At 68.5% G+C, this 16,590-nt stretch carries 17 protein-coding genes; 11 read left to right on the forward strand and 6 right to left on the reverse strand.

Annotated features, from left to right (window positions below; translation table 11 throughout):
• Window positions 1–12: 12 nt before the first annotated feature.
• Entirely contained in the window at window positions 13–2,118 is a 2,106-nt protein-coding gene (locus tag AC4BEG_RS24605; RefSeq protein ID WP_490701918.1) for a DHA2 family efflux MFS transporter permease subunit, read from the forward strand.
• Between the two features lie 24 nt (window positions 2,119–2,142).
• Here AC4BEG_RS24605 and AC4BEG_RS24610 read toward each other — a convergent pair whose 3' ends face one another.
• From AC4BEG_RS24610 to AC4BEG_RS24625, 4 genes are all read right to left on the reverse strand, one after another.
• A complete protein-coding gene (locus tag AC4BEG_RS24610; protein WP_490701919.1) occupies window positions 2,143–2,694 on the reverse strand; it encodes a GNAT family N-acetyltransferase in 552 nt (183 codons plus the stop codon).
• Window positions 2,695–2,866: 172 nt separating this feature from the next.
• Window positions 2,867–4,192, reverse strand: a complete 1,326-nt coding sequence (locus AC4BEG_RS24615) for an SUKH-4 family immunity protein (protein WP_490701920.1) — start codon at window positions 4,190–4,192, stop codon at window positions 2,867–2,869.
• A 413-nt stretch (window positions 4,193–4,605) separates the two neighbouring features.
• The gene (locus AC4BEG_RS24620; protein ID WP_490701921.1) at window positions 4,606–4,830 is read right to left on the reverse strand and encodes a hypothetical protein; all 225 of its coding nucleotides are present in this window, start codon (window positions 4,828–4,830) and stop codon (window positions 4,606–4,608) included.
• 47 nt (window positions 4,831–4,877) lie between these two features.
• Window positions 4,878–5,141 (reverse strand): hypothetical protein, encoded by a 264-nt coding sequence (locus tag AC4BEG_RS24625; protein ID WP_490701922.1) that lies wholly within the window; start codon window positions 5,139–5,141, stop codon window positions 4,878–4,880.
• Between the two features lie 534 nt (window positions 5,142–5,675).
• On the opposite strand from AC4BEG_RS24625, the gene AC4BEG_RS24630 reads away from it, so the two are divergent.
• Window positions 5,676–7,013 carry an NsdA family TPR-like regulatory protein gene (locus AC4BEG_RS24630; RefSeq protein WP_490701923.1) on the forward strand — a complete coding sequence of 446 codons (1,338 nt, stop codon included), beginning with the start codon at window positions 5,676–5,678 and terminating at the stop codon, window positions 7,011–7,013.
• Window positions 7,014–7,017: 4 nt separating this feature from the next.
• Here the strand turns inward: AC4BEG_RS24630 and cutA are convergent, their stop codons facing one another.
• Window positions 7,018–7,350: a divalent-cation tolerance protein CutA gene (cutA, locus tag AC4BEG_RS24635; protein WP_490701924.1), complete on the reverse strand. Its 333-nt coding sequence runs from the start codon at window positions 7,348–7,350 to the stop codon at window positions 7,018–7,020.
• A 108-nt stretch (window positions 7,351–7,458) separates the two neighbouring features.
• Between cutA and AC4BEG_RS24640 the strand changes: the two genes are divergently transcribed.
• Entirely contained in the window at window positions 7,459–7,596 is a 138-nt protein-coding gene (locus tag AC4BEG_RS24640; RefSeq protein ID WP_490701925.1) for a hypothetical protein, read from the forward strand.
• 3 nt (window positions 7,597–7,599) lie between these two features.
• Window positions 7,600–7,965 carry a flavoprotein gene (locus AC4BEG_RS24645; protein WP_490707174.1) on the forward strand — a complete coding sequence of 122 codons (366 nt, stop codon included), beginning with the start codon at window positions 7,600–7,602 and terminating at the stop codon, window positions 7,963–7,965.
• A gap of 47 nt (window positions 7,966–8,012) precedes the next feature.
• On the opposite strand, the gene AC4BEG_RS24650 is transcribed toward AC4BEG_RS24645, so the two are convergent.
• A complete protein-coding gene (locus AC4BEG_RS24650; protein ID WP_490701926.1) occupies window positions 8,013–8,342 on the reverse strand; it encodes an antibiotic biosynthesis monooxygenase family protein in 330 nt (109 codons plus the stop codon).
• Window positions 8,343–8,393: 51 nt separating this feature from the next.
• Here AC4BEG_RS24650 and AC4BEG_RS24655 point away from each other — a divergent pair, with 51 nt between their 5' ends.
• The 7 genes from AC4BEG_RS24655 to AC4BEG_RS24685 all read left to right on the forward strand — a co-directional run bounded on the left by AC4BEG_RS24655 (window position 8,394) and on the right by AC4BEG_RS24685 (window position 16,322).
• Window positions 8,394–10,064 carry a recombinase family protein gene (locus AC4BEG_RS24655; RefSeq protein WP_490701927.1) on the forward strand — a complete coding sequence of 557 codons (1,671 nt, stop codon included), beginning with the start codon at window positions 8,394–8,396 and terminating at the stop codon, window positions 10,062–10,064.
• Between the two features lie 1,565 nt (window positions 10,065–11,629).
• A complete protein-coding gene (locus AC4BEG_RS24660) occupies window positions 11,630–12,118 on the forward strand; it encodes a hypothetical protein (RefSeq protein ID WP_490701928.1) in 489 nt (162 codons plus the stop codon).
• 93 nt (window positions 12,119–12,211) lie between these two features.
• Complete coding sequence (locus AC4BEG_RS24665; RefSeq protein ID WP_490701929.1) at window positions 12,212–12,496, forward strand: hypothetical protein; 285 nt, start codon at window positions 12,212–12,214, stop codon at window positions 12,494–12,496.
• A 104-nt stretch (window positions 12,497–12,600) separates the two neighbouring features.
• Window positions 12,601–13,329, forward strand: a complete 729-nt coding sequence (locus tag AC4BEG_RS24670; protein ID WP_490701930.1) for a hypothetical protein — start codon at window positions 12,601–12,603, stop codon at window positions 13,327–13,329.
• A gap of 212 nt (window positions 13,330–13,541) precedes the next feature.
• The gene (locus AC4BEG_RS24675; RefSeq protein ID WP_490701931.1) at window positions 13,542–13,709 is read left to right on the forward strand and encodes a hypothetical protein; all 168 of its coding nucleotides are present in this window, start codon (window positions 13,542–13,544) and stop codon (window positions 13,707–13,709) included.
• A gap of 245 nt (window positions 13,710–13,954) precedes the next feature.
• Window positions 13,955–14,329 carry a phage terminase small subunit gene (locus AC4BEG_RS24680; protein ID WP_490701932.1) on the forward strand — a complete coding sequence of 125 codons (375 nt, stop codon included), beginning with the start codon at window positions 13,955–13,957 and terminating at the stop codon, window positions 14,327–14,329.
• Window positions 14,330–15,110: 781 nt separating this feature from the next.
• Window positions 15,111–16,322, forward strand: coding sequence for a helix-turn-helix domain-containing protein (locus tag AC4BEG_RS24685; protein ID WP_490701933.1), 1,212 nt, complete (start codon window positions 15,111–15,113; stop codon window positions 16,320–16,322).
• The last annotated feature ends 268 nt before the right edge of the window (window positions 16,323–16,590 follow it).

Raw genomic sequence — 16,590 nt, forward strand, 5'->3', positions numbered from 1 at the left:
CGAGGAGTCGCCATGGCGCAGGACGCCGGCCACCCGACTCCGGCGCCGGGCGCGCCGGATCCCGTGGCACCCGCCCCCTGGGAAGGTCGCCCGCAGCGAACCGTCCTGGTGGCCATCGGTGCCCTGCTGCTCGGCCTGCTGCTCGCGGCCCTCGACAGCACGATCGTCTCCACCGCCTTGCCGACGATCGTCGGCGACCTCGGCGGTCTGGAGCATCTGTCCTGGGTCGTCACCGCGTATCTGCTCGCCTCCACCGCCGCCACTCCGCTGTGGGGCAAACTGGGCGACCAGTACGGGCGGAAGAAGCTCTACCAGGGCGCGATCGTCCTCTTCCTGATCGGCTCGGCACTGTGCGGTATCTCCCAGAACATGGGTGAGCTGATCGCCTTCCGCGCGATCCAGGGGCTGGGCGGCGGCGGTCTGATCGTGCTGTCGATGGCTATCGTGGGCGATATCGTGGCGCCCCGTGAACGCGGTCGCTACCAGGGCCTCTTCGGCGGTGTCTTCGGCGCCACCAGCGTGCTCGGACCGTTGCTCGGCGGGCTCTTCGTCGACCAGCTCAGCTGGCGCTGGGTGTTCTACATCAACATCCCCGTGGGCATCCTCGCCCTCGTCGCCATCGCCGCCGCCCTGCACATCCCGGCCCGCCGCACCCCGCACACCATCGACTACCTGGGCACCGCCCTGATCGCCGCGGTCGCCGCCGCCCTGGTGCTGACGACTTCGCTCGGCGGGGTCACCTACGGCTGGGGCTCCTGGCAGATCGTCGGGCTCGCGGTGATCGGCGTGGTGCTGCTCCTCGTCTTCGTACGGGTGGAAGCGCGGGCCGCGGAGCCGGTGCTGCCACTGAAGCTGTTCCACAGCCGCATCTTCACCCTCTGCGCGGTCATCAGCTTCGTCGTCGGCTTCGCGATGTTCGGCAGCATGACGTATCTGCCTACCTTCCTCCAGGTCGTCCAGGGCGTCTCACCGACCGTCTCCGGTGTCCATATGCTCCCGATGGTCGTCGGCATGCTGCTCGCCTCGACGGTCTCCGGGCATCTGGTCAGCGTGACCGGCCGCTACAAGATCTTCCCGATCCTGGGCACCGCGGTCACCGCCGTCGGGCTGCTGCTCCTGCACCAGTTGGAGGAGACCAGCGGGGTGGTGGAGACCAGCGCGTACTTCTTCGTCTTCGGCAGCGGTCTCGGCCTGGTCATGCAGGTGCTGGTGCTGATCGTGCAGAACTCGGTGGGCTATGCGGATCTGGGCGTCGCCACCTCCGGCACCACCTTCTTCCGGTCGATCGGCGCCTCGTTCGGCGTCTCCGTCTTCGGCACGATCTTCGCCAACAACCTCGGCCCACACATCGTCGACGCGCTCTCCGGACAGCGGCTGCCGGCGGGCGTCGACATCGGCACCCTGACCGCCGACCCGCGGGCCATCGGACGGCTGCCCCCGGATCAGCGTGCGGCGGTGCTGCACGCGTACTCCGTCTCCATCACCGATGTCTTCCTGTACGCGGTGCCGGTGGTGTTGATCGCCTTCGTCCTCGCCTGGTATCTGCGGGAGAAGCCGCTGCGGGGCAGTGTCACCGCGCCGGACGCCAGCGAGGTCCTCGCCAGCAACCCGGTCGAGCGCTCCTCGCACGACGAGTGCGCACGGGCGCTGTCACTGCTCGGCAGCCGGGAGGGCCGTCGGCAGATCTACGCGGACATCACCCGGCGGGCCGGGCTCGACCTCAGACCCGCCACGAGCTGGATGGTGCTGCGCATCAACAACTACGGATCGGTCGAGCCCGCCATGCTGGCCCAGCGCAGCCCCCTGCCGCTGAGGATCATCACGGACGCGTCCCGGCAGATCGAGGAGCGGGGCCTCGGCCGGCGGTACGGGCTGGACCTGGTACTGACCGCGCAGGGGCGGGAGGTGGCGGCCAAGCTGTACCGGGCCCGTGAGGAGTCGCTGGCCGAGCTGCTGGGCGACTGGTGGTCGCCGTCGCGCCCCACGGACCTGATGGAGCTGGTGGACGAGCTGGCGCGGGAGATGTGCGGCTCGGACGCGGAGCAGCCGCGCAACGGGGGTGGGGGTGCCGGGGACGGCGGCCCGTGGCAGGGGCCCCGGCCGCCGTGGGCGAGATGAGAGGGCGTACGGCGAGGTGGTGGGTCAACCCAGCTCCTTGGCCATCCACACCTCGGCGTACGGTCCGTCGCTGAACGGCGGAACCTCCCGGTAGCCGTGGCGGGCGTACAGGGCCCGCGCCTCCACCAGGTCCAGACGGGTGTCGAGGACGATCCGCCGGGCGCCCAGTGCGGCCGCCGCCGCGTCGACGGCGGCGAGCAGCGCACCGCCTCCGCCGAGCCCGCGTTTGCCGGGGCGTAGGAACACCCGCTTCAGCTCCGCGGTGTGCGCGTCGAGCCGCCGCAGCCCGGCGCATCCGGCGGGCTCGTGTTCACCGTTGTGGCGGGCCAGCAGGAACACCCCGTCGGGCGGGGTGAGGTCGTCGCTGGGCATCTCCGCCAGCGCGCGCCCGATCTCCTCGGGGGTGGCGTTCCGGCCCTCGTGCAACTGGTAGTAGCGATCGGCGACATCGACCAGGTACGCGCGCAACAGGGCGGTCGCCGCCGGGTCGTCGACCGGGCCCGCGCACACGGTCCAGGAGGCGGCGGCGGAGGCGAAGGTGGCGGGGCGGGGCGTATGGGGTGTGATGCCGGGCATGCCGCGCATCCTCGCAGCGGTGCCGGCCGTGTGGCGACTCAGTTTGAGGGCCGGAGCTCGGGCTACGCAATGTCCTGGAGCGCCTGCTCACCATCTGACCGCGCCGTCCCCGCGGACCGCCCCCGGCCTCCCGGCCGGAGGCGGTCGCTCCCCTCGCTCCCCTCGACCGCGGTCAGAACAATCCGTGCCACATCTGCTCGACGATCACGGACCACCAGTTCTTCGGATCGTCCAGCGCTGTCGCTTCGATTGCCGCCAACTGCTCCTGGAACGCGGCGACCGCCTCGCCCGCCGCGACCGGGTCCATGCCCCGCATCCGCTGTCGTGTGGTGGACAGCAACGCCAGTGAACGGGCGAAAGCGGATACGGACGTGTTCACGCGGCGGCCCATGGCGTCCCGCGGCGGGACCGCCCAGACCTGGCCGATCGGCGTCGTCATGTGCCGGGGAGCAGTGCACTGGACGGTGATCGCGGCCACGCCGTCCGTGCCGATCCGGACGTGTCCTGACAGCGTGTTCAGCGTCGACTCGTTGGCTTGGGTCCCGACCTCGCGCAGATAGGTCGCCGCGTCAGTGAACAGTCCGCCCCGCGGAGGGGCATCGGCCCGGTCGGCCGTGAAGAAGAACGGGATGTCCGCGGGGAGTCCGCCCCAGGTGAGTGTGGCCTTGGCCGCTTCCGGCAGCTGCGTTTGCGCCACGTCGTCGGCGTCGTACCGCCGTACGTCGTCGACGCCGAACACCTCGGCGAGGTGGCGGCCGAGAGCCACGTCCCGCATCGGCTGGGCCGGTGTCACATTCGCCCGTACTGTTACGCGTTGCGGGCGGGGCGGGGGCTGCTGCCCGGCGATCTGGTGCATCATCTCGACGTGCTGGAGGAGCCCGGCGACGCCTTCGGCTCGTTCCTCCGGGCGCAGACCGTAGTTCTGTGTGCACGAGAACTGGGCGTTGGGGAAGGCACCTTGGAGCATCTCGCCCGGGTAGCCGCCGGGGAGCAGGCTCGAGCTCAAGTCTGTGTGGATCGCGACCACATTCTGCGGTGGGACACCCATCTGCTGGATCTCGGCCATCGCCTGGTACTCGGAGTGCGGCAGCCCCGGCGCCGAGTTGCGGAAGAGGCTGGTCTCCTCGCCGTTCGACGGATCGACGTACGTGAAGACGGTGGTGTTGCCGGGGCCGGTGACAGGGCGCTCGGCGGAGACACCGGCGCCTGCCCCCGCTCCGCCGTGCTTCTCCTGGTACATCCGCACCACCTCCTCGACCGGCACGGACGGCCAGACGGTCAGCTCGCCGGTGCGGCGGTCGACGACGCCACATGCGCCACCGATCTCGGCCGGAGGGCGCCGCTGCCCGGTCACCGGGTCGCGCTCGGGCGGCGGCACTGCCCAGACCACCCAGCCGAGGTCGAACTCGTGCGTGACCACTTGGCGTTGCGGAGCTTGTGGGCCCTGCGGATTGAGCCAACGGTCGGCGATGGCGGCGGCCTGCGCCTGGCTGATCAAGACGGGACTCCTTCGAGACCTTCGGGGGGAGGAGGCTATGGGCGGTTGCGACGGTGTGCGGCCGGTTCGGGTTCTGCGTGTCCTGGCCATGGCTCTTGCGGTAGAGCGTGATGGCGGTGGCCGATAGGGCAGGGTACTCAACTCACCGGTGGCCATGGACACGACGCAGGTCTGCCGCCTCACCTTCGAACCCGTCGTCCCCAGGGCCGCGCATCGTCCCAAGCCCCGTTCTTCGCAAGTCGTCTGACTCTGAAAATCCGGGCCGCGCCGAACGAGAACACGACGACGACCCCGGCACCATCGGCACCGGGGTTCGTCATGATCCCCAACCGGACCACCCCGAGCTGTCCAGGCCTGGGGGTGGTCCGGCGCTGCTTCTTCGGTTGTTGCGCATGATTCAGACCGGAGTCGTCTCAGTACTGCTGTCGGCCACCGGGGTAGCGGACCGGCCTGCGGCACTCGGGGGCATCCAGCGACGGAGTCTCCGGGGCCAGTGCGAAGCACAGGCCCGCGTGGAGCTGTTCCGCCTCATCCACGGACAGCACCAGCGGAGCGAGCGCCACATGCTTGCCCAGACGGGCGATCCCGAGTGTCACCGTGAGACAGCCGTCCAGATCACGGGATACGCGCAGTCCCACAGGGGTGGCTCCGAGACGCCACCCGGACGAGAACCGCCGATCCGGGCTCACTCGTCCACCTCGCTCGCTTCAGCCGATCCATCGTCGTCGGACACCGGCAGACGCCTGCCACGACTCTCCGCGACCCGGAGGGCATCACGCAGCGCCTCGACCAGACGGTTGGAAAGGAAGCGCAGCTCTCCGGCTTCAGCCTTCGGATTACCGAGCAGCGCGCCAGCGTGAGCAAGGAGTTCGGAGCCCATGCGGAGCTGCACCGCTTCCATATCGTCCGCAAGCCGCGACAAGAACCCCTCGCCGTCCGCATCGGACACCAGGTAGCACGGCTTACCAGCGGGCCCCGACCAAGGGAGCAGACGCCGTTGCGCACTCACCCGGCCACCACCATTCCGTGCGGAGCACACGCCGACTCCACGCGAGCGTGAATCTTCCGACGCTCCTCCTGCTGGCGCCTATGCGCCACGACATACGGCCGGACAAGGCCCACGTCCTCGCCCCGCGGCACCGGCCGATACAACACTTCATGGACACTGGGCAGTTGCAGCGACGGTGCGTCCGCACACGTCACCGAAGAGCTTGGCTCGCCGGCGGGGTGACGACCTGCGCTGGACGGCAGCAGCCGCAACACCCAGCGCACGAACGGGGGGATATGGTTTGGCACGTTGACGCTCCTAGGCAGCGTTGACCATGCCCCCGGGTCGCTCGCATCGGTCGCGGGGGTCTTTGTTTGTCAACTGTGCTGCGGAGTAACGTCGCTGGCTTCCCGCCCCTGGCTATACCCATCATGGGTAGGCTGACGGTCACGACTTTGCGACACACTGTCATCAGCAGGCGCAATGGGGCTCACGATGACCGCTTACCAACCGCCGACGGCACTACCGCAAGAACTTCTCCGTCATGCAGAGATGCGTGCTGCGATCGTGACTCACGACTTCGGCGCCGTGTTCGCCCTTGCCCGGGAGTTAGCAGAGATCAGCTATTCGAAGATTGCCGCAGAGTGCGACATCAAGCCCGAACGAGTCGGCACTCTGGCCCGTGGTCAGGGTCGCATCACGTCGTTCGAGAAGATCGCGACGATCGCCGACGCCTTGCGCATCCCTGGACATCTACTCGGCCTGGCTCCCCGCGACTGGGAGGTGGCTATCCAACCCCGTAGCGGTGCCCCTCGTACCACAGCACGCACCACACCCACGACCAGAGGGGGAAACGAAACAGTGCTGCGCAGGGAATTCTTCCGAGCCTCGGCCGGAACGGGCTTGGTCCTCGGCCTGCCCGAGTTGGCCCAGCTCAAGGCGGGCCGCCGGATCGGCCGGGATGTACCCGACCAATTGCGTCGGCGTACGGCGCGACTACGGCGACTCGATGACGTCCTGGGTGGGGGAGACACCTACCGCGTCTACCTCGGCGAGTACCAAGCGACCAAGACGATGCTTCGAGAGGGCAGCTATACGGAAGAGACCGGCCGCGCGCTCCTGTCGGTATTCTCCGAGCAGGCCCAGCAAGCCGGTTGGGCCGCATTCGACGCGGGCAAGCACGCCGATGCCACCAGCCTCTACGAGGCCGGTCACCAGGCTGCCACCCAAGCGAGAGACACAGCCCTCGCCGGGAACGCTCTCGCCTTTCTCGCCTACCAGAAGATCAACGCGGACCGCACCGTCGGGATAGAGACAGCCGTGCGGTCGTGCGACACCGCAGGCCCTGAAGCCCCGCCCGGCGTGCGCGCGCTTCTGTACGGGCGCCTTGCTTGGGCGTACGCCGCCGCCGGAGACGCGGACGAGACCGAACGTGCCCTCAGCGCCGCTGAAACGGCGCTCAGCGAGGACGACGGAACCCCACAGCCCGACTGGGCAGCGTGGGGTGGGAACGGACTGCAAATCATGGCGGGTCGATGTTGGACCGAGCTACGCCGCCCCCTCCGTGCCGTTCCCGCATTGGAGGGGTTTCTCTCCCGTTACGACGACACTCACGCCCGTGACAAGAGCCTTTACCTGTCCTGGCTCGCCGACTCCTACCTGACCGCCGGAGAAGTCGAGCAGGCCACAACCATCACCGGCCGCGCGCTGGAACTGTCGGCCGGTGTGGCGTCTGTCCGCCCGCGCCAGCGACTCGCACCGATCCTCCAGAAGCTCAGCGCCCACCGCGAGCTTCCGGCCGTGGCCGACGTTTTGGAGAAAGCCAGAACGTGAGGGGTCAGTTCCCAGAGTCTGGCCGAGTGGTCTGCTCGACCCATCGCAGGTAGGCATCCGAACCCGCGACAATCGGCACAGCCGACACCTCGGGATTCTTCCACGGGTGATGCTCCAAGAGGTGCGCTTCAAGATCGGGGTAGCGGTCGGCGCGGGTCTTGAGCAAGAGCTGCCACTCTTGCCCCGTCCCGAACTCGCCCTGATGCCAGAAGACGGAGACCACCGGCCCGACGATCTGCGCCCCCGCAGCAAGCCGAGCCGCCACCACCGACCCTGCCAGCTTCTCAGCTTCCTTGCGGCTCTCCGTAGCCGTCGCCACCTGAAGGAAATCAGTCATGCCGCGAGCCTAGACCTTGCTCTACCGGCAAACTTAGGCGTCCGCGGAGCCACCGTGGCCAGCGCGATGCCCCTTGCGGGTGCGGGGACTACGCGGTGGACTGCCCACGTGACCACGAACCGCGTGCTCTACCTGTTCGGAACCGCCGCTCCGCCCGTGCTGAACATCGCCGGGGTCATTGAGCGAGCGCAGTCAGCTGACTGGGAGTTGGCGGAGCTGACCGGACACCCGGTGCGCAGCCAGTAAAAGCTGCCGTGGGAGCCCGACGTCTGGCCCCCAGCGGATGTCGCGGTCCTGGCACCCGCCACCTTCAACACGATCAACCAATGGGCGCTCGGGATCACCGACAAGTTCATCGTCGGATTCGTGGCCGAGGCCATCGGCAAGGGCATCCCCACCGTGACCATGCCGTGCGTCAACGCCGCCTACGTCCAGCACACGCAGTTCGACACCAGCGTTGCCACGCTCCGCGCGATGGGCGTACAGGTGCTCTACGGGGAAGGCGGCTTCGTACCCAACAAGCCGGGCCAGGGCCGACCGGAGAACTATCCGTGGCACCTGGCTTTCGAAGCGGCTGCGTCAGCCGTCGGTGGGCGCGATCCTCGTGGGGCATGAGCCGCCATCGGACGGGCCCCCTGGCCAAGGTCAGGGGGCTCCGGTCGTCAAGCTTGCTTGGGCCCGGTCTGCTGCACGACCTCGAAGGACCACAGCGTCGAGCCGGACGCGGCGGGCTTCTGCTGCGGGGCGTTCTCGCCGCCGCGCTGGTGGGCCGCCTTCATCGGGCCCTCCATCCACGCCTGGAAGTCCTCCTCGCTGCGCCAGCGGGTGTAGACGAGGTACTGGTCGGTCCCCTCGACCGGGCGCAGCAGCTCGAACCACTCGAAGCCGTCGGAGTTCTCCACGGTCCCGGCGCGCGAGGCGAAGCGCTTCTCCAGCACTTCGCGCTGCTCCTCGGGAACGGTCAGCACATTGATTTTTACCACACTAGGCACATGACACCTCTCTCTACGAGGGGCCCCGGCTGGGCCCCTAATCTGGACCATGTGCGCGCAGTCTCCTACATCCGCCAGTCAAAGCGTCGTGAGGACGACTCCCAGGCATCCCCGGAAGCACAGCGGGCCAAGTGTGAGGCCCTGATCACTGCGAAGGGCTGGGACCTGGCGGGGACCTTCGCCGACGTCGGCCGGAGCGGCTGGGACCCCAACGTGGAGCGTCCCGAGTTCGAAGAGATGATGGCCGCCGTCCGCGCCGGACACATTGACGCGGTCGTGGTCTTCGCGCTGTCTCGCCTGACCCGTCAGGGCGCCTTCGAAGCGATGAAGATCGAGGAGGAACTACGCCAGTACGGCGTCCTCCTGGTCAGCGTGGAGGAGCCGTTTCTGGACACGTCGACCCCGGTCGGCGTCGCGATCTTCGGTCTGATCGCTGCCCTGGCGAAGCAAGAGTCCGACATGAAGTCGGCGTACATCACGGCGACGAAGGAGGGCATCCGCAAGGCTGGCGGCCACACGTCCGGCATGGCCCCCTACGGGTTTACGACGGAGCGCGTACAGCGAGGGAAGCTGAACGTCGTCCGCCTGGTCCCTCATACTTCAGAGGCCGACCACGTCCGCCAGATGGTGATCTGGGCGACCGAAGGCGTTTCGGCTGCCGACATCGCGCGGCGCCTGAACGAAGCAGGAGTCCCCACGAAGAACGCCAACGACGGCAACCGCCTGGCCGCCCGACGCAAGCGTGCCCAGTCGGAGCCAATAGGGACAACCATCTGGATGTCCACCACTGTCCTTCGCGTCCTCCGGGACCCGCGTCTGGCCGGGTACGCCATCGAGTGGCAGGGGCGCACTAAGAAGACGAAGGACACCCCCGGCAAGGCCGGTAAGCGCGTCATCATCCGTGACGAAGAGGGACGCCCGCTGGAGGCCCACGAAGCCATCGTGGAGCCTGGCGAGTGGTGGCGCCTCCAAGACATCTTGGACGGCCGGACCCCCGTGGTTAAGCAGACCCGCCGTTCCGTACCCACGCTTCTGGGCGGCATGGGCATTCTGTTCTGTGACGTCTGCGGCTCTGTCATGGTGTCGGACGAGCGCAACGGCAAGCGCCTATACCGCTGTAACCGTGCTGCGGCTGGAGCCGTGCCCGGCCACGGCGGCTTGGCCATCGACATGATCACCACAGATGACGTGGTGGTCCGAGATGTTTGGTCGCGCCTGGAGGCCATGGACCCGTTGGACCCGGAGGATCAGGAGATCCTGGCCGAAGCCGCCCGCCGCTTCGCCGCTCAACAGGACACGAGCGAGCGTCAATCGGAACTGGCCGCCGCTAAGGCGGAGCTGGAGCACGTGCGGGGCGCCCTGCGCACGCTGTACCAGGACCGCCAGGACGGCCTCTACGGGGGCGAGACGGGCCGGAAGATGTTCATGGACTCCGTGACCCGACTGACGGCCCATGAGGAGCGCACAGGGGCGCGTGTGGCCGAACTGGAGGCGGCTGGTCCCGCCGCAATCGCCATCCCGCTGGAGTGGACAGACCCGGAGATAGACCCAGTCGGACCGGGCTCGACGTGGGACGGCTGGAGCCTCCAGGAGCGGCGCGACTTCATCGCCCTGTTCGTGGACCAGATCCGCATTGCGAAGTCCATCGGCCGTGGCCGCAACGCAAACACTGCGGACCGCGTTCAGATCACCTGGGCTCAGGCGCCGGACTCCGTTGCCTGACCCACCCCAACCCCTAGGCACCGGTCCGGACGGACTTTGGCGAGTGAGCCCGGACCGGTGTCCTCAACAGCGGCGGAGCGTGCGGCCGAGCGCTGGAGGCGTTGCCCGCCGCGTGAAGGAGGCACCGTCGCTGACGGCGGAGGAGTGACTGGGGGTCGGCCCGATGGGGTCGGCCCCCTTCAGCCGTCTGGAAGCCGTACACGACCCGCTGAGAAGCGTTCACGGTGCGACTGGGCCCTGAGCGCGGGCGCGGCTCCTGGCGCCGGAGCGGGGTGCCTACGGCGGAGAGACCCCTGGGCCCTTTGGCGTGTCAGAGCTCCAGACTTTAGAGGGCTCTGACCTGCATAGTTCTTATATTTTTTTGAATGAATCACCTAAACAAATAACTCCTACATGGCTTCTGTTCTTGGGGCTCAGCCAAGTAGGTGTTTCCACTCCAGCGATTCAAGAACAGCGCCCCGCGTCAGCCATCTCCGCCGACCTCCAGCCGCTCCCCCAGACGCCGTACGCGCCTCCGCCAGGGCCCCGTACGCCCCCGCCTGGGCCACTCCCGGCGGTGCCTGGCCGCCTCCGTCGTGAACGTCAGGCCCTCACCTGGCCCGAGTGACAGCGTCCGTGGCGCCTGGCCGTCTGTCGCTGCCGCCTTCGCCGACCCGTTGGCCTGGCCGGTCTGCGTTAACGACCTGGGGCTACCGGCAGTGGGGGAGGTCCTCACCTGTAGGGGAGTGACGGGTACTCCCCTCCTCCATTGCGGCTGTCCCTGCCAGGACCTCCCAGCCGCACACCTGACAACCGCTGGCGCGCAGCGGTATACGAAGCAGCGCGCAACTGGCCCCGGTCGCACGGGTCCGCGTCTCCGAACCCTGGCAGGGGGAGGCAGCGGACTGTGCGGCTGGGGCCTTCTTCATGCTCAAGCTCCGGGGCGCTGGCCGGTCAACCCAGCGCGACCTCCTTCGGGATGGCAAGGGCCCGGGGCCAGCACATGGCAGCGGAGTAGCTACCGCCGCCGCTGGCCCTGGGGAGCCACCCACGAAGTCCCCAACTGCCGTATCTATGAACGGAGTTCACTCGTGCGTAACGACCCACACGACGACTTCGACGGGACCTGTCAGGCCCCTGGCTGCACGAACGAGATCCCGACGCCTGAAGGCCGACTCCGCCGACGCCAGCCGCCCGGCATGACCGACGCGAAAGACGGCCGCTCACTCCGCGACCAGCGCCGGACATGCTCCGCACGCTGCCGTACCGCGCTGTCCCGCTCCAGACGCGAGAAGCCGCGCCCGCTGGTGACGTGCCGATTTTGTGGCCAGCCGTTCCAGCCGCGCGGCAGAGGCCGCCGGACGATGTGCGAGTACGAGGAGGAGGCAGACGACTTCTGTAGGGAGCTTCAGGACGACGCGGAGGACGCCCAGTCCATCCGCCTGTCAGAGCTGGACGAAGCCGTCTGCCAGGGCCCTGGCTGCCAGGAGCCCATTCCCTACTCCGGCCGTGGCCGCCCTCCGAAGTTCCATTCCCCTACCTGCCGCGTCCGCTCGTACCGCTCGCCCCAGAAGGGGGCCTGACCAGTGGCTGACGCTCTGATCTCCGCCGTAGTCGACACGATCGCAGCAACCGGCATCCGGAAGGCCCCCCAGGGCTGGCGCCAACACGGTCAGCACATCCACGCCCTGGACGTCCAGGACGCGGCAGTCTTCGCGCTGAAAGCCCACAAGGTCCGCCCCACGATCAAGGCCGTGGACGCCGTGAAACGCGAACTGGCCGCCTCCTGGCCGGAGTCGGTCCCGGCCGACCTGGCGCCCGCTCCGACCTCCGCGACGCTGTCCATGGAGGCCGCCCTGATGGTCTGGCGCTTCTCCATGTACACGCCGAAGCGCGACGCCTCCGGATGGCACCTGGACGGACACCCGCTCCAGTTCGAGCAACTCCGGAAGCTGGCCTCCGGCTGGGCGGTGGCTGTCGCGGAGGCGAACCGCCTGGGTGACGACTACGCGCCCGACGTCCGAATGGTCCTGGCCGACCTCCGGAAGCTGGTCCGCGACGCTGCGCCGCGCTGACCTCCCCTGGTCTGTCCCTTCGCGGGGCGGGCCTTCCGGGGTGCCAGGCGCCTCAACTGGGGCGCCTCCCGCTCTCCCGAAGGAGTCCCGCCATTGAGCGCCGTTCGCCCCCAGGACCTGGAGCACCTCCCCAGCCTGGACTACGCCCTGCCGCTGGTGGCCACCGCACACCCTGACGGCGCTACTGCCGCGATCGCCCTGTACGACGCCGTTCAGAGGGCTCTCCGCTCCGCTGGCCAGCCGACTGTCCCCCTGGGGGCGTTCAACCGCCTGATCCGGGCCGCTGGCTTCCCCCGACGGTCCATGCGGTCCCCGGGCCGCCAGTCCTTCTACTTCGAGGGCCTAAACCTCCTGGAAGACGCCTCAGAGGCCGCGTAAGAGCCTCTCTCCGCCCTCTTGGCCTTCTGCGTCCAGGAGGGCCTCACCGGGCCGCCAGACGGCGCCTGGTCTCATCCAACACCCGTTTCATGAAGGAGACTTCAATGTCCGCTGCCGAGACCCACCCCACCCCCCTCCCTGACGCTGCTGCCGACCGCGCCTACGCCGCCCAGTCCGTGGCGGACGCGGCTGACCGCTACCTGGCGGAGTTCTCCAGCAACGCGGATCGTGGCTACAACCTGGACGCCGACACTCGCCAGATCATCAGCGGCATGTCCAACGCCGTATCCACGGAAATGTCCCTCGCCTCCCAGGCCAGCCGTGAGGCGTCCTCCATTCTGGCGGACGACACCCTGTATCCGGAGGGCCGGAACCGCCTGGCCCGTGAGGCGAAGGAGTCGGCCGCTCAGAAGGTGGCTGAGGCATTCGCTGACTTCGATACGAGGTACACCGTCGCGGAGGCGACCCTGTATGAGACGGCACGCCCGAAGGTCCACAAGACGGAGACGGCCAGCGCCCGCATGGACGCTCAGATGTTGCTGGACGGCGCTCTCAGCCGTGACGGCGCGTCGCTGTCCCTGGTCCTCCAGCGACTGGCCAGCCGTCAGGACGCGGTCGGCGCACTGGTCTCGTCGGACTGGCTGACGGACTACGCGATGGCACGGGGCATGCAGCCCGATTCCTGGAGTCCGCTCGCGTCCTTCTCCGGCACGCCGCCCTTGAGGGTGCCGCCAAGTCGGGCGACCCGGAACGTGCCGCCGCCGCGCGCACTGCCCTGGCCCTTCGCTCTCTGCGCCAGGCCCAGATGGCGGCGCGATCGTTCACGAACCTGACCCTCCGCTGACGTCTGACACCCGTACGGGGCCTAGGTAGTTGATTCTGCCTGGCCCCGTTTCAGGCCCCTGGAAGGAGGCCCAGTGAACACCTGTCGGCATCCCCGCTGCGACGTGCCTACCGGCAGCCTGGACCGCTGCCTGGTCCACGTCATGGAGTGGGCACGTATTCGGCGTTCACGACGGCAGCGGCTGCGGCCGTGAGAGTCCGCGTGGCCCTCTCCCGTCACCTGTCCCTGGACGGCCAGGACTACAGCGAAGGCGACGAGTTCGACGTGGCCGACGCTGCCGCCGCTACCTGGCTGGGCACTGGACTGGTCGTACCAGCGTCGGGCGAATGGCCCGACGACCTGGACGGCAGCACCGACCCCGAGTCGTGAACGCCTTGCCTGCCCCTGTCCTGGTCGCTGTCCCTGTGCACTGGCGGACAGGGCACAGGCACGCGCGCTGTCTCGCCTCTGCGTTCATGATGCCGCGCCGATCATCACTGATCGTGATCCTCCCCCTGGGGGGTGACCCCCAACCGGTAGGGGACGTCGAACGCGGGAGAGGTCTCCGCATGGTCCGGCAACCAATCAACCCCAATACGCGGCCCAGCCGCACACACAGAGCGAAGGAGTCCGCCGTGGCCAAGCCGCGTAACCCAGGCGCCCGCCACTCCCGCTACGGCGCCCGCCGCCAGCTTGGGAGGGCCCAGCCGACAGCAACGATCACCCTGCCCGTGGAGACGACCCTGGACCCGCCGCCCGCTCCCGAAGGGGTCGAGTGGACGGACGCCCAGCGGGCCCGCTGGCGGAGCCTCTGGACGTCTCCCCAGTCGTTCATGTGGGACGAGACAGCCGCCGGGACCGTCGCTGTCCTGGTTGTCTACGAGACAGCGCTACTGTCCGGCGCCGCTTCCGCCTGGCAGGCCCAGGAGTACCACTACGCGTCGGAGGCCCTGGGCCTGACACCGAAGGCGATGCAGACCCTTGGATGGAAGCTGGAGGGCACGGAGTGAACCGACGTCAGCAGCGTGCCCGCGTGACCGCCACGCCGACCATGAACGCCAGCAACCCGGAGCCACCGCTGGCCAGCGTCCGCGCCCGCCTGGCAGCCCTGGACGGCGACGGGTACGACTACGAGACGGCACGGCGCCAGAGCCTCCTCCATGAGGCGGGCCTGGACTGGCGGACCTATCCGGCGGACTGGCCGACGCCCAGCGTCGTTTACGACCATGAGGCCCGCAGATTCCGGATCAAGGGTGACTCCGGCTGGCTGGCGCCGGACGAGTGGCTGCCCTCTGCCAGGAGCGGACCACGTGACCGGCCAGCCCGGCCAGCCAGCGGACAGGGCCCCGACCCTGACGGACATCCTGGCCCTGATTCGAGAGATCCGCCGCGACCTGTCCGCCGCCCGTCCGGAGCCTGTCCGCCCCATCGTGAACCCCGGACGCTCTGGCCGTTGACGACGGACTCTGAGGCGAGACACCCAGGTCAGGAGGGGGGACAGCGGACGACGGCGTCCACTTGGTCCAACTCCCCTGGCCACCCGCGGGGTAAGCCTGGCCGCCTCTTGCCGCTGTCCGGCCAGCCGCCGGAGCCTGTCCGCCGCCCTGGCCGCATGTGCCGTTAACGATGTCCGCGTGGCCGGACGCCTGAGCCCCAGTGACCGCCTGTCCGTCAGGCTGGCCGCTGGGGCTTCTGTCGTTGTGTCCGCTGTCCGTCAGTGACCCGTGTCGATGCTGTCGTTAACGATCAGAGCCGCTGACACCCTGCCCTGCCCGTCGTACTCTCGGTGACATGGCTGAGCACCTGGGCGACCGGCTGGCACGACTTCGCCGACTCACAGACCTCACGCAAGAGGGGTTGGCGGAGCGCTCCGGCGTGTCCGTGGACGTGATCAGGAAGCTGGAGCAGAGGCGCAAGCACAGCGCACGCCTGCCGACTCTGCACGGCCTGTCACGCGGCTTGGGGGTGGAGTTGACCGCCCTACTTGGAGACCCTCCGGGAGCCCCCTCTTCCGGCGACGCGGACCCGCCCCAGTTGGTCGCTGTACGGCGCGCAGTCATGCCGCCGCTGTTCACTCCGCCCCCTGAGCCGAACGGCGCTGAGCGGCTGTCCCTGCCACTCCTCAGGCGGGAGATCGCCGACGGCTGGACGCTGTACCACGACGCGGAGTTCGGGCGCCTCATGGACGTGCTGCCCGGAATCGTCAACGACGCACGGTTTACCGCCGCTGTGGGCAACGTCGATGAACGGGCGGCAGGACAGGCCGCGTTGGGGAAGTCGCTTCAGCTTGCTGGACATCTGGCTATTCGCCTGGGGAAGACGGACCTAGCGCTGAGCGCTCTGGAACGCGCCATGAACGCGGCTGCCGACTCCTCCGACCCGTTGTTGGCCCCGATGATCAGTAACAGCGTGGCTTGGAACTACCAGCGACAGAACCGCTTGGACGATGCGCAACACGTTGCCGTTTACGCCGCTGACGGAGTCGAGAAGGAACACGGAAATTCTGCTGAGGGGTTGCGGGTATGGGGCGGTCTGCTCATGTCCGCTGCCACGTCTGCCGCCCGCTCCGGCGACTACAGCACGGCGAACGAGATGATGACGACGGCCGAGAAAGAGACGAAGCGTCTCGCCACGCTGCCGCCCCCGGCTGACGGCAAGATGGTTTCGGTCTTCAGCCGCTCCTCCGTCCGAATTGAGCGCGTCCGCCTGGCCGTCCAGCACGCGCGCCCGGCGGAGGCTCTGACGCTGGCCAAGGGGATGCGTCTCAGCGCTGATACTCCACCGTCCTGGCGTACCTGGCTCTTGCTGGACGTGGCACGGGCGCATACGGACCTAGGCAACGCGGAAGGCGCCGTGAAGGCGCTTGAGAAGCTGCGGCAGATTGCCCCGGCATGGATGCGGCATCACACGTTGGCCGTGGCCATAGTCAGCGACCTTTGGGCCGGATCGTCGCGCCCCGCTGGTCTGCGGAAGCTTGCTGAGTTCCTAGGAATGGCCAGCTAAGGCGCTGAAACTAGGACGTTACATCCCTGTCCGACAGCCGTCCGTTTCGGCACGTTGGGGGCCCATAAGGACCCCCGCGACCGTGCAACCGGCCCGGGGGCGTGGCCATCAACCCCCAGGAGGTTAACGACGTGCCCAAAGCTACAGCCAGACCTCTCCTCCCAATGCTGGAGCGGGAGGTTTCCTCATGACGGGCCAGCCCACTGACGCACCAAAGTCCGCGGACGTCCGAGCAGTGTTATCCCCAGAGGCAACGCACAGTGGGACA

The sequence above is a fragment of the Streptomyces sp. JLBJ103 genome (assembly GCF_058215575.1).

Excerpts from the sequence above, each read along its gene's own strand:
- AC4BEG_RS24605 (WP_490701918.1), top strand. The coding sequence starts at position 13 with ATGGCGCAGGACGCCGGCCACCCGACTCCGGCGCCGGGCGCGCCGGAT.
- AC4BEG_RS24610 (WP_490701919.1), bottom strand. The coding sequence starts at position 2,694 with ATGCCCGGCATCACACCCCATACGCCCCGCCCCGCCACCTTCGCCTCC.
- AC4BEG_RS24630 (WP_490701923.1), top strand. The coding sequence starts at position 5,676 with ATGACCGCTTACCAACCGCCGACGGCACTACCGCAAGAACTTCTCCGT.
- cutA (WP_490701924.1), bottom strand. The coding sequence starts at position 7,350 with ATGACTGATTTCCTTCAGGTGGCGACGGCTACGGAGAGCCGCAAGGAA.
- AC4BEG_RS24670 (WP_490701930.1), top strand. The coding sequence starts at position 12,601 with ATGTCCGCTGCCGAGACCCACCCCACCCCCCTCCCTGACGCTGCTGCC.
- AC4BEG_RS24685 (WP_490701933.1), top strand. The coding sequence starts at position 15,111 with ATGGCTGAGCACCTGGGCGACCGGCTGGCACGACTTCGCCGACTCACA.